The sequence below is a fragment of the Vagococcus xieshaowenii genome (assembly GCF_004792515.1).
GTDB lineage: Bacteria > Bacillota > Bacilli > Lactobacillales > Vagococcaceae > Vagococcus_A > Vagococcus_A xieshaowenii.
Genome location: NZ_CP038865.1, coordinates 501,677 through 520,114 on the forward strand (window position 1 = coordinate 501,677; position 18,438 = coordinate 520,114).

The 18,438-nt window shown below is 35.6% G+C and carries 24 protein-coding genes; 20 read left to right on the forward strand and 4 right to left on the reverse strand.

Annotated features, from left to right (window positions below):
- The first annotated feature begins 87 nt into the window (after window positions 1-87).
- From thrS to rpmG, 3 genes are all read left to right on the forward strand, one after another.
- Window positions 88-2,031, forward strand: a complete 1,944-nt coding sequence (thrS, locus tag E4Z98_RS02400) for a threonine--tRNA ligase (RefSeq protein WP_135254262.1) — start codon at window positions 88-90, stop codon at window positions 2,029-2,031.
- A 170-nt stretch (window positions 2,032-2,201) separates the two neighbouring features.
- Complete coding sequence (locus E4Z98_RS02405; protein ID WP_135254263.1) at window positions 2,202-4,304, forward strand: peptidoglycan D,D-transpeptidase FtsI family protein; 2,103 nt, start codon at window positions 2,202-2,204, stop codon at window positions 4,302-4,304.
- Window positions 4,305-4,440: 136 nt separating this feature from the next.
- Window positions 4,441-4,590, forward strand: a complete 150-nt coding sequence (rpmG, locus tag E4Z98_RS02410) for a 50S ribosomal protein L33 (protein WP_135254264.1) — start codon at window positions 4,441-4,443, stop codon at window positions 4,588-4,590.
- A 97-nt stretch (window positions 4,591-4,687) separates the two neighbouring features.
- On the opposite strand, the gene E4Z98_RS02415 is transcribed toward rpmG, so the two are convergent.
- The 4 genes from E4Z98_RS02415 to E4Z98_RS02430 form a co-directional block, all read right to left on the reverse strand.
- On the reverse strand, window positions 4,688-5,866 hold the full coding sequence (locus E4Z98_RS02415; RefSeq protein ID WP_135254265.1) for a site-specific integrase: 1,179 nt from the start codon (window positions 5,864-5,866) through the stop codon (window positions 4,688-4,690).
- Window positions 5,867-6,021: 155 nt separating this feature from the next.
- Window positions 6,022-6,744: an SHOCT domain-containing protein gene (locus E4Z98_RS02420; protein WP_135254266.1), complete on the reverse strand. Its 723-nt coding sequence runs from the start codon at window positions 6,742-6,744 to the stop codon at window positions 6,022-6,024.
- Between the two features lie 95 nt (window positions 6,745-6,839).
- Window positions 6,840-7,256, reverse strand: a complete 417-nt coding sequence (locus E4Z98_RS02425) for an ImmA/IrrE family metallo-endopeptidase (protein ID WP_135254267.1) — start codon at window positions 7,254-7,256, stop codon at window positions 6,840-6,842.
- A 15-nt stretch (window positions 7,257-7,271) separates the two neighbouring features.
- Window positions 7,272-7,586, reverse strand: coding sequence for a helix-turn-helix domain-containing protein (locus tag E4Z98_RS02430; RefSeq protein WP_135254268.1), 315 nt, complete (start codon window positions 7,584-7,586; stop codon window positions 7,272-7,274).
- Window positions 7,587-7,885: 299 nt separating this feature from the next.
- Between E4Z98_RS02430 and E4Z98_RS02435 the strand changes: the two genes are divergently transcribed.
- From E4Z98_RS02435 to E4Z98_RS02510, 17 genes are all read left to right on the forward strand, one after another.
- Window positions 7,886-8,077 (forward strand): helix-turn-helix domain-containing protein, encoded by a 192-nt coding sequence (locus E4Z98_RS02435; RefSeq protein WP_135254269.1) that lies wholly within the window; start codon window positions 7,886-7,888, stop codon window positions 8,075-8,077.
- Between the two features lie 11 nt (window positions 8,078-8,088).
- Window positions 8,089-8,355, forward strand: a complete 267-nt coding sequence (locus E4Z98_RS02440) for a hypothetical protein (protein WP_135254270.1) — start codon at window positions 8,089-8,091, stop codon at window positions 8,353-8,355.
- A gap of 37 nt (window positions 8,356-8,392) precedes the next feature.
- A complete protein-coding gene (locus E4Z98_RS10020; protein ID WP_167790899.1) occupies window positions 8,393-8,536 on the forward strand; it encodes a hypothetical protein in 144 nt (47 codons plus the stop codon).
- A gap of 11 nt (window positions 8,537-8,547) precedes the next feature.
- Window positions 8,548-8,745 carry a hypothetical protein gene (locus tag E4Z98_RS02445; protein ID WP_135254271.1) on the forward strand — a complete coding sequence of 66 codons (198 nt, stop codon included), beginning with the start codon at window positions 8,548-8,550 and terminating at the stop codon, window positions 8,743-8,745.
- A 74-nt stretch (window positions 8,746-8,819) separates the two neighbouring features.
- Entirely contained in the window at window positions 8,820-10,166 is a 1,347-nt protein-coding gene (locus tag E4Z98_RS02450) for an AAA family ATPase (protein WP_135254272.1), read from the forward strand.
- An 87-nt stretch (window positions 10,167-10,253) separates the two neighbouring features.
- Entirely contained in the window at window positions 10,254-10,427 is a 174-nt protein-coding gene (locus E4Z98_RS10025) for a hypothetical protein (RefSeq protein WP_167790900.1), read from the forward strand.
- Window positions 10,428-10,442: 15 nt separating this feature from the next.
- The gene (locus E4Z98_RS02455; protein ID WP_135254273.1) at window positions 10,443-11,513 is read left to right on the forward strand and encodes an ATP-binding protein; all 1,071 of its coding nucleotides are present in this window, start codon (window positions 10,443-10,445) and stop codon (window positions 11,511-11,513) included.
- A gap of 12 nt (window positions 11,514-11,525) precedes the next feature.
- Window positions 11,526-12,098 (forward strand): hypothetical protein, encoded by a 573-nt coding sequence (locus tag E4Z98_RS02460; protein ID WP_135254274.1) that lies wholly within the window; start codon window positions 11,526-11,528, stop codon window positions 12,096-12,098.
- Between the two features lie 17 nt (window positions 12,099-12,115).
- Window positions 12,116-13,702 (forward strand): DEAD/DEAH box helicase, encoded by a 1,587-nt coding sequence (locus E4Z98_RS02465; RefSeq protein WP_135254275.1) that lies wholly within the window; start codon window positions 12,116-12,118, stop codon window positions 13,700-13,702.
- Between the two features lie 11 nt (window positions 13,703-13,713).
- Window positions 13,714-13,932, forward strand: a complete 219-nt coding sequence (locus E4Z98_RS02470; RefSeq protein ID WP_135254276.1) for a hypothetical protein — start codon at window positions 13,714-13,716, stop codon at window positions 13,930-13,932.
- On the forward strand, window positions 13,929-14,306 hold the full coding sequence (locus E4Z98_RS02475; RefSeq protein WP_135254277.1) for a hypothetical protein: 378 nt from the start codon (window positions 13,929-13,931) through the stop codon (window positions 14,304-14,306). Before E4Z98_RS02470 ends, E4Z98_RS02475 begins: the two co-directional genes overlap by 4 nt.
- Window positions 14,303-14,602: a MazG-like family protein gene (locus E4Z98_RS02480; RefSeq protein WP_135254278.1), complete on the forward strand. Its 300-nt coding sequence runs from the start codon at window positions 14,303-14,305 to the stop codon at window positions 14,600-14,602. Before E4Z98_RS02475 ends, E4Z98_RS02480 begins: the two co-directional genes overlap by 4 nt.
- Window positions 14,603-14,704: 102 nt before the next feature.
- The gene (locus E4Z98_RS02485) at window positions 14,705-14,971 is read left to right on the forward strand and encodes a thioredoxin domain-containing protein (protein ID WP_135254279.1); all 267 of its coding nucleotides are present in this window, start codon (window positions 14,705-14,707) and stop codon (window positions 14,969-14,971) included.
- A 93-nt stretch (window positions 14,972-15,064) separates the two neighbouring features.
- The gene (locus E4Z98_RS02495; protein ID WP_135254281.1) at window positions 15,065-17,299 is read left to right on the forward strand and encodes an AAA family ATPase; all 2,235 of its coding nucleotides are present in this window, start codon (window positions 15,065-15,067) and stop codon (window positions 17,297-17,299) included.
- Between the two features lie 227 nt (window positions 17,300-17,526).
- A complete protein-coding gene (locus tag E4Z98_RS02500) occupies window positions 17,527-17,718 on the forward strand; it encodes a hypothetical protein (protein ID WP_135254282.1) in 192 nt (63 codons plus the stop codon).
- Window positions 17,711-18,121 (forward strand): RusA family crossover junction endodeoxyribonuclease, encoded by a 411-nt coding sequence (locus tag E4Z98_RS02505; protein WP_135254283.1) that lies wholly within the window; start codon window positions 17,711-17,713, stop codon window positions 18,119-18,121. The genes E4Z98_RS02500 and E4Z98_RS02505 overlap by 8 nt, the downstream gene beginning before the upstream one ends.
- Window positions 18,118-18,435: a hypothetical protein gene (locus E4Z98_RS02510; RefSeq protein WP_135254284.1), complete on the forward strand. Its 318-nt coding sequence runs from the start codon at window positions 18,118-18,120 to the stop codon at window positions 18,433-18,435. The genes E4Z98_RS02505 and E4Z98_RS02510 overlap by 4 nt, the downstream gene beginning before the upstream one ends.
- Window positions 18,436-18,438 lie beyond the last annotated feature (3 nt).

Consider the following 18,438-nt stretch of genomic DNA (forward strand, 5'->3'; position numbering starts at 1 on the left):
AACCACGAAGTTAATTCGTCCTAATATTCCTTTTAAGGGGAATATTAGGGCTTTTTTTATTATCAAAAATTATAAGGGGGACTCAACATGTCAGAAATTAAGATTACATTTCCAGATGGTGTGGTAAGAGAATATGCAGCAGGAGTATCCACTGCAGATATCGCTGAAAGCATCAGCAAAAGTTTAGCTAAAAAAGCCTTAGCAGGAAAATTTAACGGAGAGTTAGTTGATTTAATTCGTCCGTTAGATATCGATGGTACAATTGAAATTATTACACCGGATCATGAAGATGCACTAGGTATTTTACGTCACTCAACTGCCCATTTAATGGCAAATGCCATTCGTCGTATTTATCCTAATGTACATTTTGGTGTAGGACCAGCGATTGAAAATGGTTTTTACTATGATACAGATAATGGTGAATCACCAATTTCAGAAGAAGACTTACCATTAATTGAAGAAAAAATGATGGAAATTGTGAAAGAAAATAATCCTATCGTTCGTAAAGAAGTAACACGTGCCGAAGCGTTAGAATTATTTAAAGAAGACCCATACAAAGTAGAATTAATTACTGATTTACCAGAAGATGAAACAATTACTGTTTATGATCAAGGTGATTTTGTTGATCTATGTCGTGGGGTTCATGTCCCAAGTACAGGACGCATTCAAGTATTCAAACTATTATCAGTTGCAGGTGCATATTGGAGAGGAAACTCAGACAATAAAATGATGCAACGTGTTTACGGAACAGCATTCTTTGATAAAAAAGATTTAAAAGAAGATATGCAACGTCGTGCAGAAGCAAAAGAACGTGATCATCGTAAACTAGGAAAAGAATTAGACTTATTTATGGTTAGTCCTGAAGTTGGTTCTGGCTTACCATTCTGGTTACCAAAAGGGGCGACAATCCGTCGTACTATCGAACGTTATATTACTGACAAAGAAATTAGCTTAGGTTACCAACATGTTTATACACCGATTATGGCTAATGTTGAATTATACAAAACATCTGGTCACTGGGATCATTACCATGAAGATATGTTCCCGCCAATGGATATGGGTGATGGCGAAATGTTGGTATTACGTCCGATGAACTGTCCTCACCACATGATGGTTTACAAAAATGATATCCATAGCTACCGTGAATTACCAATTCGTATCGCTGAACTTGGTATGATGCATCGTTATGAAAAATCAGGCGCATTGTCAGGGTTACAACGTGTGCGTGAAATGACATTAAATGATGGACACACATTTGTTCGACCAGACCAAATTAAAGATGAGTTCAAACGTACACTACATTTAATGACAGAAGTATATGGAGATTTCAATATTACAGACTATCGCTTCCGTTTAAGCTATCGTGACCCTGAAAACACAGAGAAGTACTTCGATGATGATGAGATGTGGATTAAAGCAGAAGCGATGCTTAAAGAAGCGATGGATGACTTAGGTTTAGAATACTTCGAGGCAACAGGTGAAGCAGCCTTTTATGGTCCTAAATTAGATGTTCAAGTGAAAACAGCACTAGGTATTGAAGAAACATTATCAACTATTCAATTAGACTTCTTATTACCGGAACGTTTTGACTTAACATATGTTGGGGAAGATGGAGAAAATAACCACCGACCAGTTGTAATTCACCGTGGTATTGTCTCTACTATGGAACGTTTTGTAGCGCATTTAACAGAAGTACATAAAGGGGCATTCCCAACATGGTTATCACCTGTACAAGGAACTATCATTCCAGTTAATTTAGATTTACATAGTGAATTTGCGTATCAAGTAAAAGAAAAATTAGTAGCTCATGGTTTACGTTTTGACGTAGATGCACGTAATGAGAAAATGGGTTATAAGATTCGTGAATCACAAACACAAAAGATCCCTTACCAAGTGGTTGTTGGGGATAAAGAATTAGAAGATGGTACAGTGAATGTCCGTCGTTACGGAAGCAAAGAAACAGAGACTATCTCAGTGGATGAATTTGTGGCAAGTGTCGCAGCAGAAGTGAAAAACTTTAGCAGAAATTAATCTCAATAAAAGTATCAAAAAAGTTAGAAAAATGAAAAGTGAGTGAGCAATTTGGCCCACTCACTTTTTTCTTTGTAAAGATTCGTTATAAATTGTTTAAATTGCTTTTTTTTTTGGCTGTCATTATGTAAAATGAATGGGTATAGTGACAAGGAAGGAACATTAGCGTCATGAAAAAAATAAATAAGTTATCATCAGAAGCACTCAATAAAAAATTAGCATCGATTCCTTTTCGATTAAATGTTTTATTTTTTATTGTCTTTGGTTTGTTTGTTGCGTTAATCGGTCAATTGGCTTACCTACAAATTTTTAACAAGGACTATTTTGTTGATCGCATCACTTCAGGAGAGATGAATATCGTTGAGGGTCAAGCACCTCGTGGCATGATTTACGATGCTAACGGCAAGGCGTTAGTTAGTAATAAAGCAAAATCTGCTATCATGTTTACAAAAGGTAAAAATATGACAGCAGAACAAATTTTAGAGGCTGTCTATCAAATAAACGATATTATCACTGTAACACCTGATAAGTTAAGTGAACGAGATAAAAAAGATTTTTGGTTAGCAAGTGAAGAAAATTTAAAAACAGCTAGAGAACGTTTCACTAAAAAGGAACAAGAAGCAGCAAAAAAAATGAGTAATGCGGAAGAATATCAATTAGTTGTCGATAAGGTAACGAAAGAAGATCTTAACTTCAATGAACGTCAATTATCTGCAGCCTCTATTTTTAAACGAATCAATGCAGCCTACGCCTTACAACCAATTTTTATTAAGAATGAAGGTGTGACTAAGGAAGAAGTTGCTCTAGTAGGTGAAAATCGTACGAAAATCCCTGGGTTATCAACAGGTTACGATTGGGAACGTGAATATCCTGAGAATGGTATGCTAAGAACGGTACTGGGAACAATTTCTACGGATAAATCTGGTTTGCCTGATTCAAGTTTAGATTCATATTTAGCTAAAGGCTACTCATTGAATGATAGAGTGGGTGTGAGCTACATTGAAAAAGCATATGAGTCTGTATTAAAAGGAAGTAAATCTCGTTCAGAAGTAAAATTAGATGAGAATAATGAAATTACAGATCAACGTGAAGTCTTTGCTGGTCAAAAAGGCGAAAATCTGATGTTGACCATTGATATTGATTTTCAAAATAAAGTAGAAGATATTGTAGAATCTGAATACAAACGTGTCATGTCGGAAGGTAAGGCGACTTATTCAGAAGGTGCTTATGCCGTTGCTATTAATCCTCAAACAGGCGAAGTATTGTCAATGGTAGGTTTCCAACAAGATGATAAGGGGCAATTACAAGATGATACACTAGGTACCATCAACAAAGCATTCGTTCCTGGTTCAAGTATCAAGGGAGCGACCATTATGGCAGGGTATCAAAACGACGTCTTACAACCTAATGAGACATTAATTGATGAGCCGTTACGTTTTATTGATGGCACAATTAAAGCGTCTTTATTTAATCCAGCTTCATACGGTGGTCAAGTGCCAATCAATTCTGAGGATGCATTAATGGTGTCTTCAAACGTTTATATGATGAAAATTGCTTTACGATTAATGGGAACCGAATATACAAATAAGATGAGTTTACCTGAGCGTACGGATGTTTTTGAAACGTTAAGAAAAACTTACCGAGAATTTGGTTTAGGAACAGAAACAGGGATTGATATTCCAGGTGAATCTTCATGGTTATCACCTACTAATTATTATGATGATAATGGGAATTTATTATACGGTCGTATGGGTAATTTGCTTGATTTGTCATTTGGTAACTTTGATACTTATACGACTATGCAGTTAGCTCAATATGTTTCAACTATTGCTAATGGGGGCTATCGTATTGCCCCACGCTTAGTTAAGGGGATTTATAACAATGATGAGGCAGGTGGGTTAGGTACGCTAGAACAGCAATTTAAGCCGACTATTTTGAATGAGATTCGTGATAAGGATGACTTGGATATTATTCAACAAGGGTTCTATAATGTTGTTAATAGCACGGATGCACGACGCACAGGTTCTAGATTGCAATCAAGTAAGTATACAGTCGCAGCTAAAACAGGGACAGCCGAAACACCGATTGTTGATCCAGATAATTCAGATAATGTGATTAGTTTAAATAGTTATACTGTGGTGGCTTATAATTATGAAGAAAATCCTGATATTGCCGTGGCAGTTATGTTACCTCATATGAAAGAGGATAAAACAGGGACAAACTTAACGATTGCAGGGAAAATATTAGATGCTTACTATGAAAAAACACGCTAATTCTTTTGTAAAGTAGAAGTACTTAACAAAATTTGCAAAAAGGCTAGCCAACGGCGAAAAATCATGGTAATATATTCAAGTGTGAGACAACAGATGAACTCATAAAATACGAAATGATAGTTTGGAGGGAAACAACATGCGCGTACACATTACTTTAGAATGTACTGAATGTAAAGAACGTAACTACTTATCTAATAAAAACAAACGTAACAACCCAGACCGTATTGAAGTTAAAAAATACTGTCCACGTGAACGTAAAGTGACTTTACACCGTGAAACTAAGTAGTAAATTTAATGAATGGCTGTACTCCTTTTGTATCAAGGGGTACAGCCTTTTTTTATTTTCCTAAAAATAGCTGACCTCGAATTTGACCTCGAGTAAATTAGAACCCAAAGTGTTCCATCAATGTATTTATAGCTTTTCTTTCAGTTTGTTCTGTTACATGAGTGTATGTATCTAACGTCATTGATATATCAGAATGACCTAACCTGTGTTGAATTTCCTTTGGACTTACACCACTCTCAAAAAGCAACGTTGCGTGAGTGTGCCTAAATCCATGAAGTCCAATACAAGGTAAGTTTGCATATTCTGCTATTCTTCTTGACCTACCATTAATATTAGGATGGCTTAGTAACTTACCTTTCCAATCTGTAAAAAGTAAGTTTTTATCATTCTTAAAACCATTTCTCAATAAAAATTTAGCTTGTTCTAATTTCCATTTCCTTAGAGTGGCTAATGTTTCATGGTCTAACGTTATTGTTCTAACGGAACTAAAAGTTTTTGTAGTGGATATTTCATACCCACCTTTTACTTGAGTCAAACTTTTTGAAATACTAAGTGTGTTTTTATCGAAATCTAAATCAGACCAATATAACGATAAACACTCCCCAATTCGGATACCAGAAAAGGCTAATAAACGAAATAGAGCGACATCAAGTTTAGAATAGTACAAATGTACCGGTTGATTACTATGAGCTTCTAAAAGTCGTTTTTCTGTTGACTCTAAAAAAACTCGTAATTCACTTGAAGTATAATACTTTAATTTCTTTTTAGATTTTTTTGCAATCCTCTTGGGTTTAACTATTTTCCTGAAAGGGTTAGATTCAACAACTTCTAACATAACTGCGTAATCACACACTTTGATCAAGTAGGTTAATAGTGCTGTATACATACCAAATTTTTCCGCCCATTTATTGATTTCTCTTTGGGCGAATTTAGGTGTAATTCGTTCTATTATCATATCTCCAAATACTGGTAAAACGTATTCTTTCATACGTCTATCTGTTTGGCGATAAGTCGTTTCTTTAACCGTATCTTTATACGTGTCAAACCATAGATTATACATTTCGTTTATTGTAGTTGTCTTTTGTTCATTTTTTGGAGCATCATTTTCAAACTCAAAAAGTAATTTATTTAATTCCAATTGGGCTTCTTTTTTGGTTTTAAAACCTCTTCGAGTCGTTTTTATTTCTTTTTTTGTAACATAATCAGTTCCTAAGTGAACTTTGAACATCCACCATTTTGAACCATCTTTCTTTTCGTATTGTTTAAATGTTGCCATTTGAATTCCTCCGTTTTTCACGAGCAAGCGAAATTAGAGAAAATATTGCATCACTCCTTTCAATTTGATAAAATTAAGTACAATAAAGAGACCTATTTAATAGGTTGTTTTTTCACGTCACTCAAACTTGCAGGGGAGAGGGCGTGTTTTTGATATTATTCTAGAAGTTCTTTTTTCTTAGACTCAAATTCCTCTATAGTTATTATTCCGTCATCAGCTAATTCTTTATATTTCCTTAGCTCATCAGCGACTGATAAGTTATTGCTACCACTAATATTCCCTACTATTTCACCATGCTTATCGTTTTCTAAAACATTAATAATATAGTCAAACCCTGCAAGTGTTTCTTGTGCAGTTAACAAGATGGATTCATATTTTTTATCTTTCTTTTGCTTTTTCTTGATGAAGTCAATAGTTGTAGAAACGGGCTTTTTATTTTTAAAAGTCACTAATATTTTTAAACTTTCAACAAAATTTGTTTGTTTTTTCTTTTTCGTAACGCCACCTAATACGGCACCAACGCCACCTAAAAGGACACCACCAACTATAGCTCTGCCTACACCTAAGCCTCCAGATGTTATGGCACTACCATTTTCTAGTAGTTCATATGAATTAAGATCATCAAAGTGATAAGCTGTTAATCCAATTTTAAATAATCTTTTCTCATCATCAATTTCCACTTGTCCATATTTGTTGCTTTTTTTAAAATATTTAGTTGGATTTTTTCTGATACTTTCTTCAATGCTACCTTTTGTTAGTCTTTCAAATTCTTCGATTTCATCAACGGTTAATACTTCGTTATTTTTTACTTTGTTTTGCAAAGTTGATAATTGTGAAAAATCTGAAGCACCTTTTTTTACTGAATCCCATAATCCCATGAAATTCTTCCTCCCTTTTGATATAATTATTTTATGTACATATCTCGAAAGAGGGTGACCCTAATCAATACCGCAAATATTGGTTAGGGTATTTTTTATGCATAGATTACTTCCTTTTGTTTAAAAAAGTTTAAACATTCTTTCTCACATAGATCCAATAAATTAGATTTTATTCTATAAAAAGACATAAATCTTTCAATATTAAACATTTCAATACTACCGTAATCCTCTACATATATACTCAACAGGATATTAATAGCAATTTTGTTAGCTTCATGTTCTAATTTTGAATTGGCAATATAATTTGAACATAGAGCATTGAATTCCACATGTTCGGCCAAATGGTGTCCTATTTCATGAGCGGCTGCAAAATTAGCTTCAGGGCTACCTTGCAAAGCTTCGTTTAAGACTACAGCTTGTGCTTTAGGATAATAAAATCCTGCACGATCCATTTTTGAGAAAAATAACTCCAGATTATTATCTTCTAATATTTCTTTCAGACGTTTATGCAATAACCAACAACTCCTCTATTCGCCTCTAGCAGCTTTAATTACAGCAATTGCTGCTCGTATTTCTTCGGGACTGACTTCCTTACCATCAAAAGAAAATACAACATCATCTTCTGATAAATCAACAGAAGTGACTTTCTCTTCTCTTCCTAATAGGTAATCAACAGATACGTTAAAGTAATCAGCTAATTCATTTAACTTATCGGCAGACGGTTGTTTCCCGCTCTTTAGACTATAAAAATAATTTTCACTATATCCTAGGTCTAAAGTAACTTGTTTCATTGTTTTTGAGCGTTCTTTTGTAAGTTTTTTTATCCTCTCAAATACTGTCATATCAATATTCTCCTTACTTTTCTTACAAAAAAAACAATAAAAAAGTGTAGTTTGTTGTTTACAAAACTTACACTATAGTGTAGTATTGTTTTTGTAAGTTAATTCGATAGAAAAAAGCAAATTAAAAACACACCTGTTTTAGCATTTAGTTTGGCGACCGATTGCATTAAATAGGGGTTTGTAAGCTTATTTCGTTATGTCTATATACTACACTATAGTGTAGTTGCGGTCAACTGAAATATACGTTTTTTCTATCTTTTTAACTTACTATATTTAAAAAAATAACGGAGGTGAATAGGATGCCGGATACTTTACCAGGTAGAACAAAGATAAGAGAGTACATGGAAGAACACAATATTTCTTTAACAGGTCTCTCAACAATGTTCGGCGTAAAAAAACAAGATCTTGTTGATTATTTGAATGGGAAAAATACAAGTCCCAAAGCTAATGCAACGTTAATAGCAATCATTGAACATTTCAAGATTAGATAGGAGGAATCTCAATGCAAGTAATTCTTACACCTGAAGATGATAAAAGTTTACGTCAATTCATCAGAGAATTAATCACTAGTGAATTACAAGAAGCTAGGTTAGATGTTGGTATGGACCGTCCTCTTAATCAAAAAGAGATTGCTGAATATTTAGGAGTATCAACAACTACCATTCGAGAATGGGAAGGAATGGGGATGCCTTTCGGTAGCTTAGGTGAGCGAACAAAGTATTACGACCGAAACGCATGTAAAAAGTGGGTATTAGAACAAAAATTATAAAAAGCGAGCAAGCGAATTAAGTGAAGGAATGAAATTTGTGAAAAAGAAAATTGAATTTATTTTAACTATCATGCCAAATGTGGCAAAGATAATTGATCACGCAACAGAAGAACAAGTTGATAAGCTCTATCAGCAGGCGCAAGAAAAGTTTGATTATGAGCTTGAGGAAGGACTTTATTAAGGAGGATGGAAATGAGTAAAAGACGTTACGAAGCATTATCTAATATTATTTTATCAATTACGTTAATAGTATTTGGAGCAGCTGCAGGAGCTTATTTTGTAAGTGGGAACTTTACGTATCTAGCTCTAGGCTTGATTTTATTATTCTTCATGATTGTGAATTTCATGATGGAGATTTGTCGTCCAGGTCATAAAGAGGTAGGCAAGTAATGGTCAAAAAAAGACTGCTAACGGTAGCGCCCGTCAACAGTCAAAAAATACAATGTCCAAGGAGAGTATAGCATATGACAATGAAAATTAACAAATTAGAGATTGAAAACGTCAAAAGAGTGAAGGCGGTAATAATTGAACCAAACGAAATCGGGCTAACAATTATCGGTGGGCCTAATGCCCAAGGTAAAACGAGCGTACTAGACTCAATTGCGTGGGCTCTAGGTGGTAATAAGTACAAACCTAGTCAAGCACATAGGGAAGGGAGTGTAACGCCCCCAAATCTAAAAATAACCATGAATAACGGTTTGATAGTTGAACGTTCTGGTAAGAATAGCACCTTGAAAGTAACGGACCCATCAGGTAAAAAAGCTGGTCAACAACTGTTAAATAGTTTTGTGGAAGAGTTGGCTATAGACTTGCCAAAATTCATGGAGAGCACGTCAAAAGAAAAGGCTACAACGTTACTTCAAATTATCGGTGTTGGTGATCAGTTGATTCAGCTGGAGCAACAGGAACAAGCTATTTACAATGAACGTCATTTTATTGGCCAAGTAGCTGACCAAAAAGAGAAGTTTGTTAAGGAAATGCCAGAGTACCCTGAAGCGCCTAAAGAGCTAGTTAGCATGTCTGATTTAATCCTTCAACAGCAGGAAATCCTAGCTAAAAATGGTGAAAACCAACGTAAGAGAGAACAAGTGACACAAATCGAATTCAAGTATCAGCAAGAAGTACAACAGTTAGAAGTGCTTAATCAACAACTGTTAGATATTCAGACCAAAATTCAAGAAGTGACTAATCAGCATAACTTAACAAGTAATGACTTGGCCACTGCTAAGAAGTCAGCCCTTGATTTAGTAGATGAATCTACTGAAGCTATTGAGAAAAATATTTCAGACATTGAAGAAATTAATCGTCAAGTCAGAACTAACTTGGATAAAGAAAAAGCTGAAGAAGATGCGAAAGAGCAACGTGCTAAATACAATGAACTATCTGAAAAAATCACTGAAATAAGAGTTAAGAAAACTAAATTACTAAATGATGCGAAACTCCCACTACCAGGATTATCAGTAGAAGATGGTGAATTGACGTACAACGGTCAACGTTGGGACAACATGAGTGGGGCGGAACAACTAAGAGTATCAGCCGCAATTGTGCGACAACTAAAACCGGAATGTGGCTTCATCTTAATGGATAAATTAGAGCAAATGGATATGAATTCATTAAGTGAGTTTGGTCAATGGTTAGAACAAGAAGGCTTACAAGCTATTGCCACAAGAGTATCAACAGGTGAAGAGTGCTCAATTATTATCGAAGACGGTTATGTAGCTAAAACCAATGAAGACACGCAACAAATAGCTTCAGAAACACCAGCAGTAACAGCAACACCAACTAACACATGGGAAGGAGCAGCGTTCTAAAATGAAAAATACTCACATATTAGAGAGGAAGAAAAAACTTTACCGTTTGGAGAAATTATAACTTATAAAACGGAACTACCTTCTACTATGAAGTTAGAAGTAATTGAAAAAATCAAAAAAATAGTTTCTGATTTTGATTCAAGCGGTAAAAAAGGAATAGTCATGAATGCTGGTTTTACTCATGATGGTTGGTTTATTGCGCTTACATTAAAAAAACTTGGAATAACAGTAATTAATAAGAATGATTATTTTGAATTATAAGGAAGGAGTATTGCAATGAATATTACTAAAGGGATAATTGCTAAAGCACAAAAAGTAGTTATATACGGACCAGAAGGAATAGGTAAAACAACCTTAGCATCACAATTTCCAAATCCAGTTTTCTGTGATACGGAAGGAAGTACGAGAAATATTGATGTATTTAGAGCGGATAAGCCATCAAGTTGGCAAATGTTAATGAATCAAATTGAAGAAGTAAAACACGAAAATTTTCAAACTTATGTAATTGATTCAGTAGATTGGGCAGAAAGTTTATGCGTTGAGTATCTTTGTCAAAAAGAAGGTAAAACAAGTATTGAAGATTTTGGTTATGGTTCAGGTTATATCAAATTAGGTGAAGAAATTGGAAGATTTTTAAATAAACTAACAGATTTAACAGAAATGGGAATTAACGTAGTATTAACAGCTCATGCCCAAATTAAACGTTTTGAGAGACCAGATGAAATGGGTGCATATGATCGTTATGAACTGAAATTAGGTAATAAGAAAACACAATCTACTACAGCGCCATTGGTGAAAGAATGGGCTGATATGGTTCTGTTTTGTAATTACCAAGTAACTGTTATTAGTACAGACAATAAAAATAAGAAAAAAGCGGTTGGTGGTCAACGTAAAATGTATACCACTCACAACCCAGCTTGGGACGCAAAAAATCGTTTTGGTTTACCGGATGAGGTAGATATGAGTTACGAAAGTATAAGGTTCATTTTTGATAATTTACCACCTCGAATGAATGAAGTAATTCAACAAGCGGTACCGCAACCTCAAGCGCCAGTTCAACAAGTATCGCCCGTTCAAGAAAAAATGCAACAACTAGTTCAACAAGAAATACCAAATCTTGAACCAGAACGAACAGTAGAGATTCCACCAATCATTCCGGCATCTGTTGCTGATCTAATGAAATTGAATAATGTTACATCAGATGAAATTATGGCGATTATTCATCAAGGTGGTTTTATGCCAAATGATACACCTATTGAAAATGTTCCCACTGAATTATGGGGTTATCTATCAACCAATTGGGACAAAGCGTTGAACTTATTAAACACACAAATTAGAAACTTTTAGGAGGACAAAATAATGAATAACGAACAAAACGAATTTTTAGACTGGAATAGTGGTTTTATTGCTGAAGAAAGTCAATTTACTTTATTACCAGCAGGTGATTATGATTTCACAGTAACAAACATGGAACGAAAAATTTATTCAGGTATGAGTGACAAAATTCCAAATGGTGCACCATACGCTGAAGTAACAATTGAAGTAGTAGGAGCCGAAGGAAAAACAAGTGTATTTGAACGTCTGTATTTGATGAAGAAAATGCAATGGAAACTAACAGAGTTTTTCACGTCAATCGGTCAAGTACCAGTAATTGGACAGCCGTTTAATCCAAATTGGAATAACGTTGTGGGTTCTAAAGGTCGTTTACAGTTAGAAGTTAATAGTTATGTGTCTAAAGGTGAAAACAGACAAAATAACCGTGTTAAAAAGTTCTTGAAACCGAACAGTGCTGCACCAGGGCAAGCTCAACAAACTTATCAAGCACCACCTGTACAGCAAGCAGCACAACAGCCAATGCAACAACAAGTGCCACCGCAACAGTTTAATCAGACTGTGCAACAACAACCAACATTTTCACCAGGGCAATTTTAAAAAATAGGGGGAGTCAAATGCAATTAAGACCATATCAAGAAGAAGCAAGAAAGTCCATCCATGCTGAATGGGAAGAAGGACGTAAAAAAACATTGTTAGTGTTACCCACAGGTTGTGGAAAAACAATCGTATTTAGCAAAGTGATTGAAGACCGTGTGAAGATGGGCGAGCGTGTGCTCGTCCTAGCACATAGGGGTGAGTTACTTGACCAGGCATCAGAGAAACTTGAAAAAGCTACTGGTTTAAAGACTGCGACAGAAAAGGCAGATAAAACAAGTATTGGTAGTTTCTTTAGAGTAGTTGTAGGGTCTGTTCAAACGTTAATGAGAGAAAAACGTCTCTCTCAATTCCCTACGGATTTCTTTGACACGATAGTAGTTGATGAAGCGCACCATTGCATTAGTGATGGTTACCAAAGAGTATTGAATCACTTTGAGAAATCTAATATTTTGGGTGTGACAGCTACACCTGATAGAGGTGACATGAGAAACCTTGGAACTTACTTTGATTCGCTAGCGTATGAATATACTTTACCAAAAGCTATTAAGGCTGGTTACTTATCACCGATTAAAGCCTTAACCATTCCGCTTAAATTAGATTTATCAGCAGTCAAACAACAGAGTGGTGACTTTAGCACACGTGATTTAGGTAATGCATTAGATCCATACCTACATCAAATAGCAGATGAAATGTTAGAACATTGTGCTAATCGAAAAACGGTGGTATTTCTTCCGTTAGTTAAAACCAGTCAAAAGTTTAAGGACATATTGAACCAAAAAGGGTTTAAGGCAGCTGAAGTAAATGGCGAATCAAAAGACCGTCAAAAAGTGTTAGAAGATTTTGATAAAGACAAGTACAACGTGCTATGTAATTCAATGCTTTTAACAGAGGGTTGGGATTGTCCTAGGGTGGATTGTGTCATTGTGTTAAGACCAACAAAAGTACGTGCATTATATAGCCAAATGGTTGGGCGTGGTACCCGACTATTTCCAGGAAAAGAAGATTTACTTCTATTAGATTTCTTATGGCACACAGAACGCCATGAATTATGTCATCCGGCACACTTAATTGCTCAAAATGATGAAGTAGCGAAAAAAATGACCAAGAACATTGAAGAAGCTGGCGAAACAGGACTTGCTTTAGATTTACAAGAAGCAGAGGTGCAAGCTGAAAAAGATGTGATTGCAGAACGTGAAGAGTCATTAGCAAAACAATTGAATGAAATGAAAAAACGTAAACGTAAATTAGTTGATCCATTACAATTCGAAATGTCCATTCAAGCCGAAGACTTAACCAATTATGTTCCTAGTTTTGGTTGGGAAATGGGGCCGCCTTCAGAAGCACAAGTTAAGACACTTGAGAAGTTGGGCATTATGCCGGAAGCAATTGACAACGCAGGGAAAGCTAGTTTGATGTTGAAAAAATTAGAAGCCCGTAAAAGTGAAGGGTTAACGACACCGAAACAAATTAGATTTTTAGAAAGTCGTGGGTTCCAACATGTCGGAACTTGGCAATTTGAAACAGCTAAAAGCATGATTGATAGAATTGCAGCTAATGGCTGGAGACTTCCAAAAGGTGTGGTTCCTTCAACGTACGAGGGATAGGAGTTGCTTGAATGAATTCTAAAGTTATTGAACGTGACGTAGAGAGACTACAAATGAAACTCGTTAAATATGAAATGCGTGTTGAAGGAATTCTAAAGCGAAAATATTATATGGAAAATCAATTTGAAAAAGATTCAGCAGGCTTAAAGAAGATTTTAGCAGATGCTGAAAAAGATGTTGAAGATACAAAGAGGTTAATTAGTAAGTTAGAAAAGAGGGCACAAGAATGAACTATTGGTCTGTAATAGTTGTTTGGCTATTAATCATGACGGTGTTAGTAATCATTATGTTTATTACAAAAATGATTATTGAAATAGGAGAAGGAATTATGGCGAAGAAAAAATTGATAAAGGAAATTAAGCAAAATTTTCCAGATGCTGAATTAATCGACAATAAGGATGATTGTTTAGATAAGTTCCGAGTGTGGTTCGGTAATGGAAAAGGCGCATCAATCATTAAGTGGACCAATCTTTACAATGGTGATTTTGAAATTATGGAAATCTTCGGAAACGAAAAAGATTGGGGAATGGCTGATGATGTCGTGAGAGTTAGTTCAATTGAAATGGTTATTGATGTATTGAAAGGAATTGGTGGTAAAAGATGAATGAATTAACCAAATTGACGAAGGCTTGGTGTTTAATCAGAAAATTGGATAAAGGCAATCCAGACAAGCAAGCTCTAAAAGTAATGGAGGAAGCTGGTGAATTGGCAGGTGCTACTGTCCGTGGTGATGATCATCAAATGAAAGATGCGATTGGAGATATCTTTGTAACCTTAGTAGTCCTATGTATGCAAAAAGGTTGGAACATTGAACATTGTATTGACCAAGCCTATCAAGAGATTAAAGCTAGACGAGGCAAAATGGTAGATGGCGTTTTTGTTAAGGAAGAAGACTTATGATGGCTTTTGTCATTGGAGGACTGATTGGTTTTTCTATCGCTGCAATTTTTAATGGCTGTAGCTATGACAAAGGTTTTATTGATGGAAGTAAGGAGGAAGAAGATGAAAGTTGAAGTACATATTTATACACTTAACCCTAATTGCAGGGCGTGCAAATTAACGAAACAACAATTTAGTAAGGTAACAAAAGTATTTAACGAGCGTATTAATGCTGAAATGCTTGACAACTTGAAAGCAACAGGGGTTAAATCAATGCCTTATGTTCAGATTATTCAGGACCAAAAACTTTTAGATAGTTGGTCGGGATTGAAGCCTGACCGAATTAGCAGTTGGATTAAAGTTATCAAAAAGGAGAAAAGTAATGGGTAAAAAGAAATCAAAGATTAAAAAGAAAAAAAGACGTTTAGAAGAAAAAGCAAAACAGAACGGTACACAAAATAAAAACAAGTAAGAGGTTAGAACGTGGAAAATAAATTGAATCTTATTGAACTATTAGACTACGTTGATCCATCTACGTTAGATTATCAAGAATGGGTCAACGTGGGGATGGCGTTAAAGCATGAAGGGTATTCAGCTAACGATTGGAACGATTGGTCAAGACGTGATTTAGGACGTTATCACGATAACGAATGCTACCGTAAGTGGGAAACATTCAACGGGACAGGCTCACCAGTTACAGGCGCAACCATTACGCAACTTGCTAAAGAGAATGGCTGGAAAAGTGGTTATTCAGGCGAAGATGGTAATGAGTTTATTGGCTGGGACGAAACATTCATTCCAACTGATGTAGACAAAGGCTATAGATTAGTTAATACAGATTGGGTGCTTGGTAAGAAAATTGAAGAGCCTAAAAATTGGAATCCTTCGCAACAAATTATTGATTACTTAGAAACTTTGTTTGCACCAGGTGACATTATCGGTTATGTGAATGACGGGTATCTACACAAAAATGGTGAAGTTGAAAAGTGGTTGCCAACATCTGGAGTTTACACTCAACGTGCTGGGGATATTATTGAAAATCTAAGGAAAAATAAAGATGATATTGGGGCAGTTTTAGGAGACCCCAACCCAGCGTGTGGGGCATGGATTCGATTTAATCCGTTAGATGGTGAGGGAGTCAAAAATAATAATGTCGTTGATTTTAAATATGCTTTAGTAGAATCAGACAGCATGAGCGTTGAAGAACAAAATGATATTTTAAGACAATTAGAATTGCCAATTGCCACACTAACACATAGTGGTGGGCGTAGCTTACATGCGATTGTAAAAGTGGATGCGGTAAATTATTTACAGTACCAGGAACGTGTGGATTATCTTTATAAAATTGTTGAAAGTAATGGGCTTAAAGTAGATAAGCAAAATAAAAATCCTTCTCGTTTATCACGATTGCCTGGTTTCATGAGAAATGGCCAGTATCAATTTTTAGTTGATAAAAATATTGGTAAAGGCTCCTGGGAAGAGTGGCAAGAATATATTGAAGATATGAATGACAATTTACCTGATCCTGAGAACTTAACCGACTTATTCGATAAGCCAATTGAGTTAGCACCGGAATTAATCAAAGGTGTGTTGCGTCAAGGTCACAAAATGTTAATTGCTGGACCAAGTAAAGCAGGTAAGTCGTTCTCATTAATTCAATTAGCGATTGCGATTGCTGAAGGACGCAAGTGGTTCAACTTCGAGTGCGTGAAAGGGAAAGTCCTATACGTTAACTTGGAGCTTGATAATAATTCAGCGAAAAAACGTTTCTTCGATATTTATCAGAAGTTAGGACAAGGACATGACAATGTATCCAACATTGATATTTGGAACTTGAGGGGGAAGACGTCACCAATGGACAAGTTGGCTCCGAAGCTAATCCGTAGGGCGCAAAAAGAAAACTATATTGCAGTCATCATTGACCCGATTTATAAAGTGTTAACTGGTGATGAAAATAGTGCTCATGAAATGGCAAACTTCACCAATCAATTTGACAAAATAGCAACTGAATTAAATTGTGCAGTAATTTACTGTCACCACCACTCAAAAGGGAGCCAGGGCGGTAAGTCATCTATTGACCGTTCGAGTGGTTCGGGCGTATTTGCTAGGGACCCAGATGCCATTTTAGATTTGATTGAGTTAGAAGTTGATGATGAACGTTACTATAATTTAGAAACTAAAGCAGTATGTTCAACCTATTTAGCAGCGATTCAAACGTATAGTCCAGGTTACACCGGAGTGAGTCAAGATGACCAATCAAGCATGAAGGAAATGGGCCATCATTTAATGAGTGCTATTCAAGATAAGTCAGTGTTAGCGCTTGTTGAAGAAACTAAAACAAAAGCAGTTGAAGCCGTTCGAAATGCGACAGCGTGGCGACTTGAGGGAACACTTCGAGAGTTTGCGAAGTTCAAACCCGTCAATGCCTGGTTCAAGTATCCAATTCATGAATTAGATGAAAGCTTAGCAGATATTTCAATGGATGACGAACCAAAAAACAATTGGAAAAAAGGTACTCAAAAGGCTAACGAATCTAGAAGTGAAAAATCTAAAAAAGAGTTAGAAGAGGCTTTTAATATTTTATCAGTTGATGGTGGATCAGTAGAAGCTGGTGCAATTGCAGATTACTTGAACTTATCAAAAAGTGCAGTATATAAGCGTGTAAAAAAACACGAAATATTTGAAGCGGCTGATGGAATGGTATCTAAGTGTGAATAGTGAACGCTTTGAAATTCAATAGAGTTCACTCTCAATAGATTACGTGAACGCTAAATAGAGTTCAATAGAGTTCACTCACTCGAAAACCTTGTCGTACCAATGTCCGGTTACCTCGTGATATCTCCCCTTAGGGGGATAGATATCACGGAGGATAATCGGGCGGACAAGTAAACGGAGGTAAATGGTAAAAGAAATAAAATTAAATAACAAGAAATGGAGAATAACAAATGGAAAAAGGATGGTATAAGCGTGGACGTCATATCCGATATGTATATGGTGTTAACTCATCTAATTTGATTGTTTTTCAAGCTAAAACGGAATTTGAAAAAGAATCGAAAAAATTAAAAGCTGCGCCAATTGATTTTTATTGGTTTAAAGAAGCAGAATATTTAGGAAGTGGGGTGAAGGCAATTGGTTAGTTTTTTTATTTCATTAAAAAAAGTACCGACTACAACACATCAGCAAAAACAAGTAAACGTGGCCATGACGAAAAAAACAGGTAAGCCAGTTTTCTACGAGCCTGAAGACTTAAAAAAAGCTAGGGCGTTATTGATGGCACATCTAGGGCAGCACGTACCAGCTAAAAGAATTAATGGCCCGTTGAGGATGACAGTCAAATGGTTATTTCCAGTTACTGGTAAGCACAAAAATGGTGAGTACAAATACACGAAACCAGATCTTGATAATTCAAATAAGCTTTTGCAGGATTGCATGACGGAGCTTGGATTTTGGAAAGATGATAGTTATGTGGTGAGTTTGATTGCTGAAAAGTTTTGGGCAGAGTTACCAGGGATATTTATTGAATTGGAGGAGATAGAATGAGTTTAGCAGAAGAATTAAACCAATTAAAAAATGAAAGTTTCGACGTGTGGTTTGAACGTTGGTTCGAAAAAATGAATTTACAAGAACGATTAAAAGTTAGTGCTAAACAAGGTTATAGCGGGTATATGATTGACGTTGATAGTCGATATAGTAATGATGAATACGCTCAAAGACGTTTGAGAGATAAGCGCACTGTTAAAAAACTAGAAAGTAAGTTACCTGGTGTCAATATACGTGTAGAAACAGTACGTAGATATAAACTTTTTGGTAGAGATGTGGTTAGAAATATTCACGAAATACATTTTGAGTGGTGATGA

Bases quoted from the DNA above. Each gene is read 5' to 3' on its own strand.
- E4Z98_RS02450 (WP_135254272.1), top strand. From the start codon at position 8,820: ATGACAATGAAAATTAACAAATTAGAGATTGAAAACGTCAAAAGAGTG.
- E4Z98_RS02500 (WP_135254282.1), top strand. From the start codon at position 17,527: ATGGAAAAAGGATGGTATAAGCGTGGACGTCATATCCGATATGTATAT.
- E4Z98_RS02405 (WP_135254263.1), top strand. From the start codon at position 2,202: ATGAAAAAAATAAATAAGTTATCATCAGAAGCACTCAATAAAAAATTA.
- thrS (WP_135254262.1), top strand. From the start codon at position 88: ATGTCAGAAATTAAGATTACATTTCCAGATGGTGTGGTAAGAGAATAT.
- E4Z98_RS02480 (WP_135254278.1), top strand. From the start codon at position 14,303: ATGAATGAATTAACCAAATTGACGAAGGCTTGGTGTTTAATCAGAAAA.
- E4Z98_RS02440 (WP_135254270.1), top strand. From the start codon at position 8,089: ATGCAAGTAATTCTTACACCTGAAGATGATAAAAGTTTACGTCAATTC.
- E4Z98_RS02510 (WP_135254284.1), top strand. From the start codon at position 18,118: ATGAGTTTAGCAGAAGAATTAAACCAATTAAAAAATGAAAGTTTCGAC.
- E4Z98_RS02435 (WP_135254269.1), top strand. From the start codon at position 7,886: ATGCCGGATACTTTACCAGGTAGAACAAAGATAAGAGAGTACATGGAA.
- E4Z98_RS02430 (WP_135254268.1), bottom strand. From the start codon at position 7,586: ATGACAGTATTTGAGAGGATAAAAAAACTTACAAAAGAACGCTCAAAA.
- E4Z98_RS02420 (WP_135254266.1), bottom strand. From the start codon at position 6,744: ATGGGATTATGGGATTCAGTAAAAAAAGGTGCTTCAGATTTTTCACAA.
- E4Z98_RS02460 (WP_135254274.1), top strand. From the start codon at position 11,526: ATGAATAACGAACAAAACGAATTTTTAGACTGGAATAGTGGTTTTATT.
- E4Z98_RS02485 (WP_135254279.1), top strand. From the start codon at position 14,705: ATGAAAGTTGAAGTACATATTTATACACTTAACCCTAATTGCAGGGCG.
- E4Z98_RS02415 (WP_135254265.1), bottom strand. From the start codon at position 5,866: ATGGCAACATTTAAACAATACGAAAAGAAAGATGGTTCAAAATGGTGG.
- E4Z98_RS02465 (WP_135254275.1), top strand. From the start codon at position 12,116: ATGCAATTAAGACCATATCAAGAAGAAGCAAGAAAGTCCATCCATGCT.
- E4Z98_RS10025 (WP_167790900.1), top strand. From the start codon at position 10,254: ATGAAGTTAGAAGTAATTGAAAAAATCAAAAAAATAGTTTCTGATTTT.
- E4Z98_RS02475 (WP_135254277.1), top strand. From the start codon at position 13,929: ATGAACTATTGGTCTGTAATAGTTGTTTGGCTATTAATCATGACGGTG.
- E4Z98_RS02445 (WP_135254271.1), top strand. From the start codon at position 8,548: ATGAGTAAAAGACGTTACGAAGCATTATCTAATATTATTTTATCAATT.
- E4Z98_RS02470 (WP_135254276.1), top strand. From the start codon at position 13,714: ATGAATTCTAAAGTTATTGAACGTGACGTAGAGAGACTACAAATGAAA.
- E4Z98_RS02455 (WP_135254273.1), top strand. From the start codon at position 10,443: ATGAATATTACTAAAGGGATAATTGCTAAAGCACAAAAAGTAGTTATA.
- rpmG (WP_135254264.1), top strand. From the start codon at position 4,441: ATGCGCGTACACATTACTTTAGAATGTACTGAATGTAAAGAACGTAAC.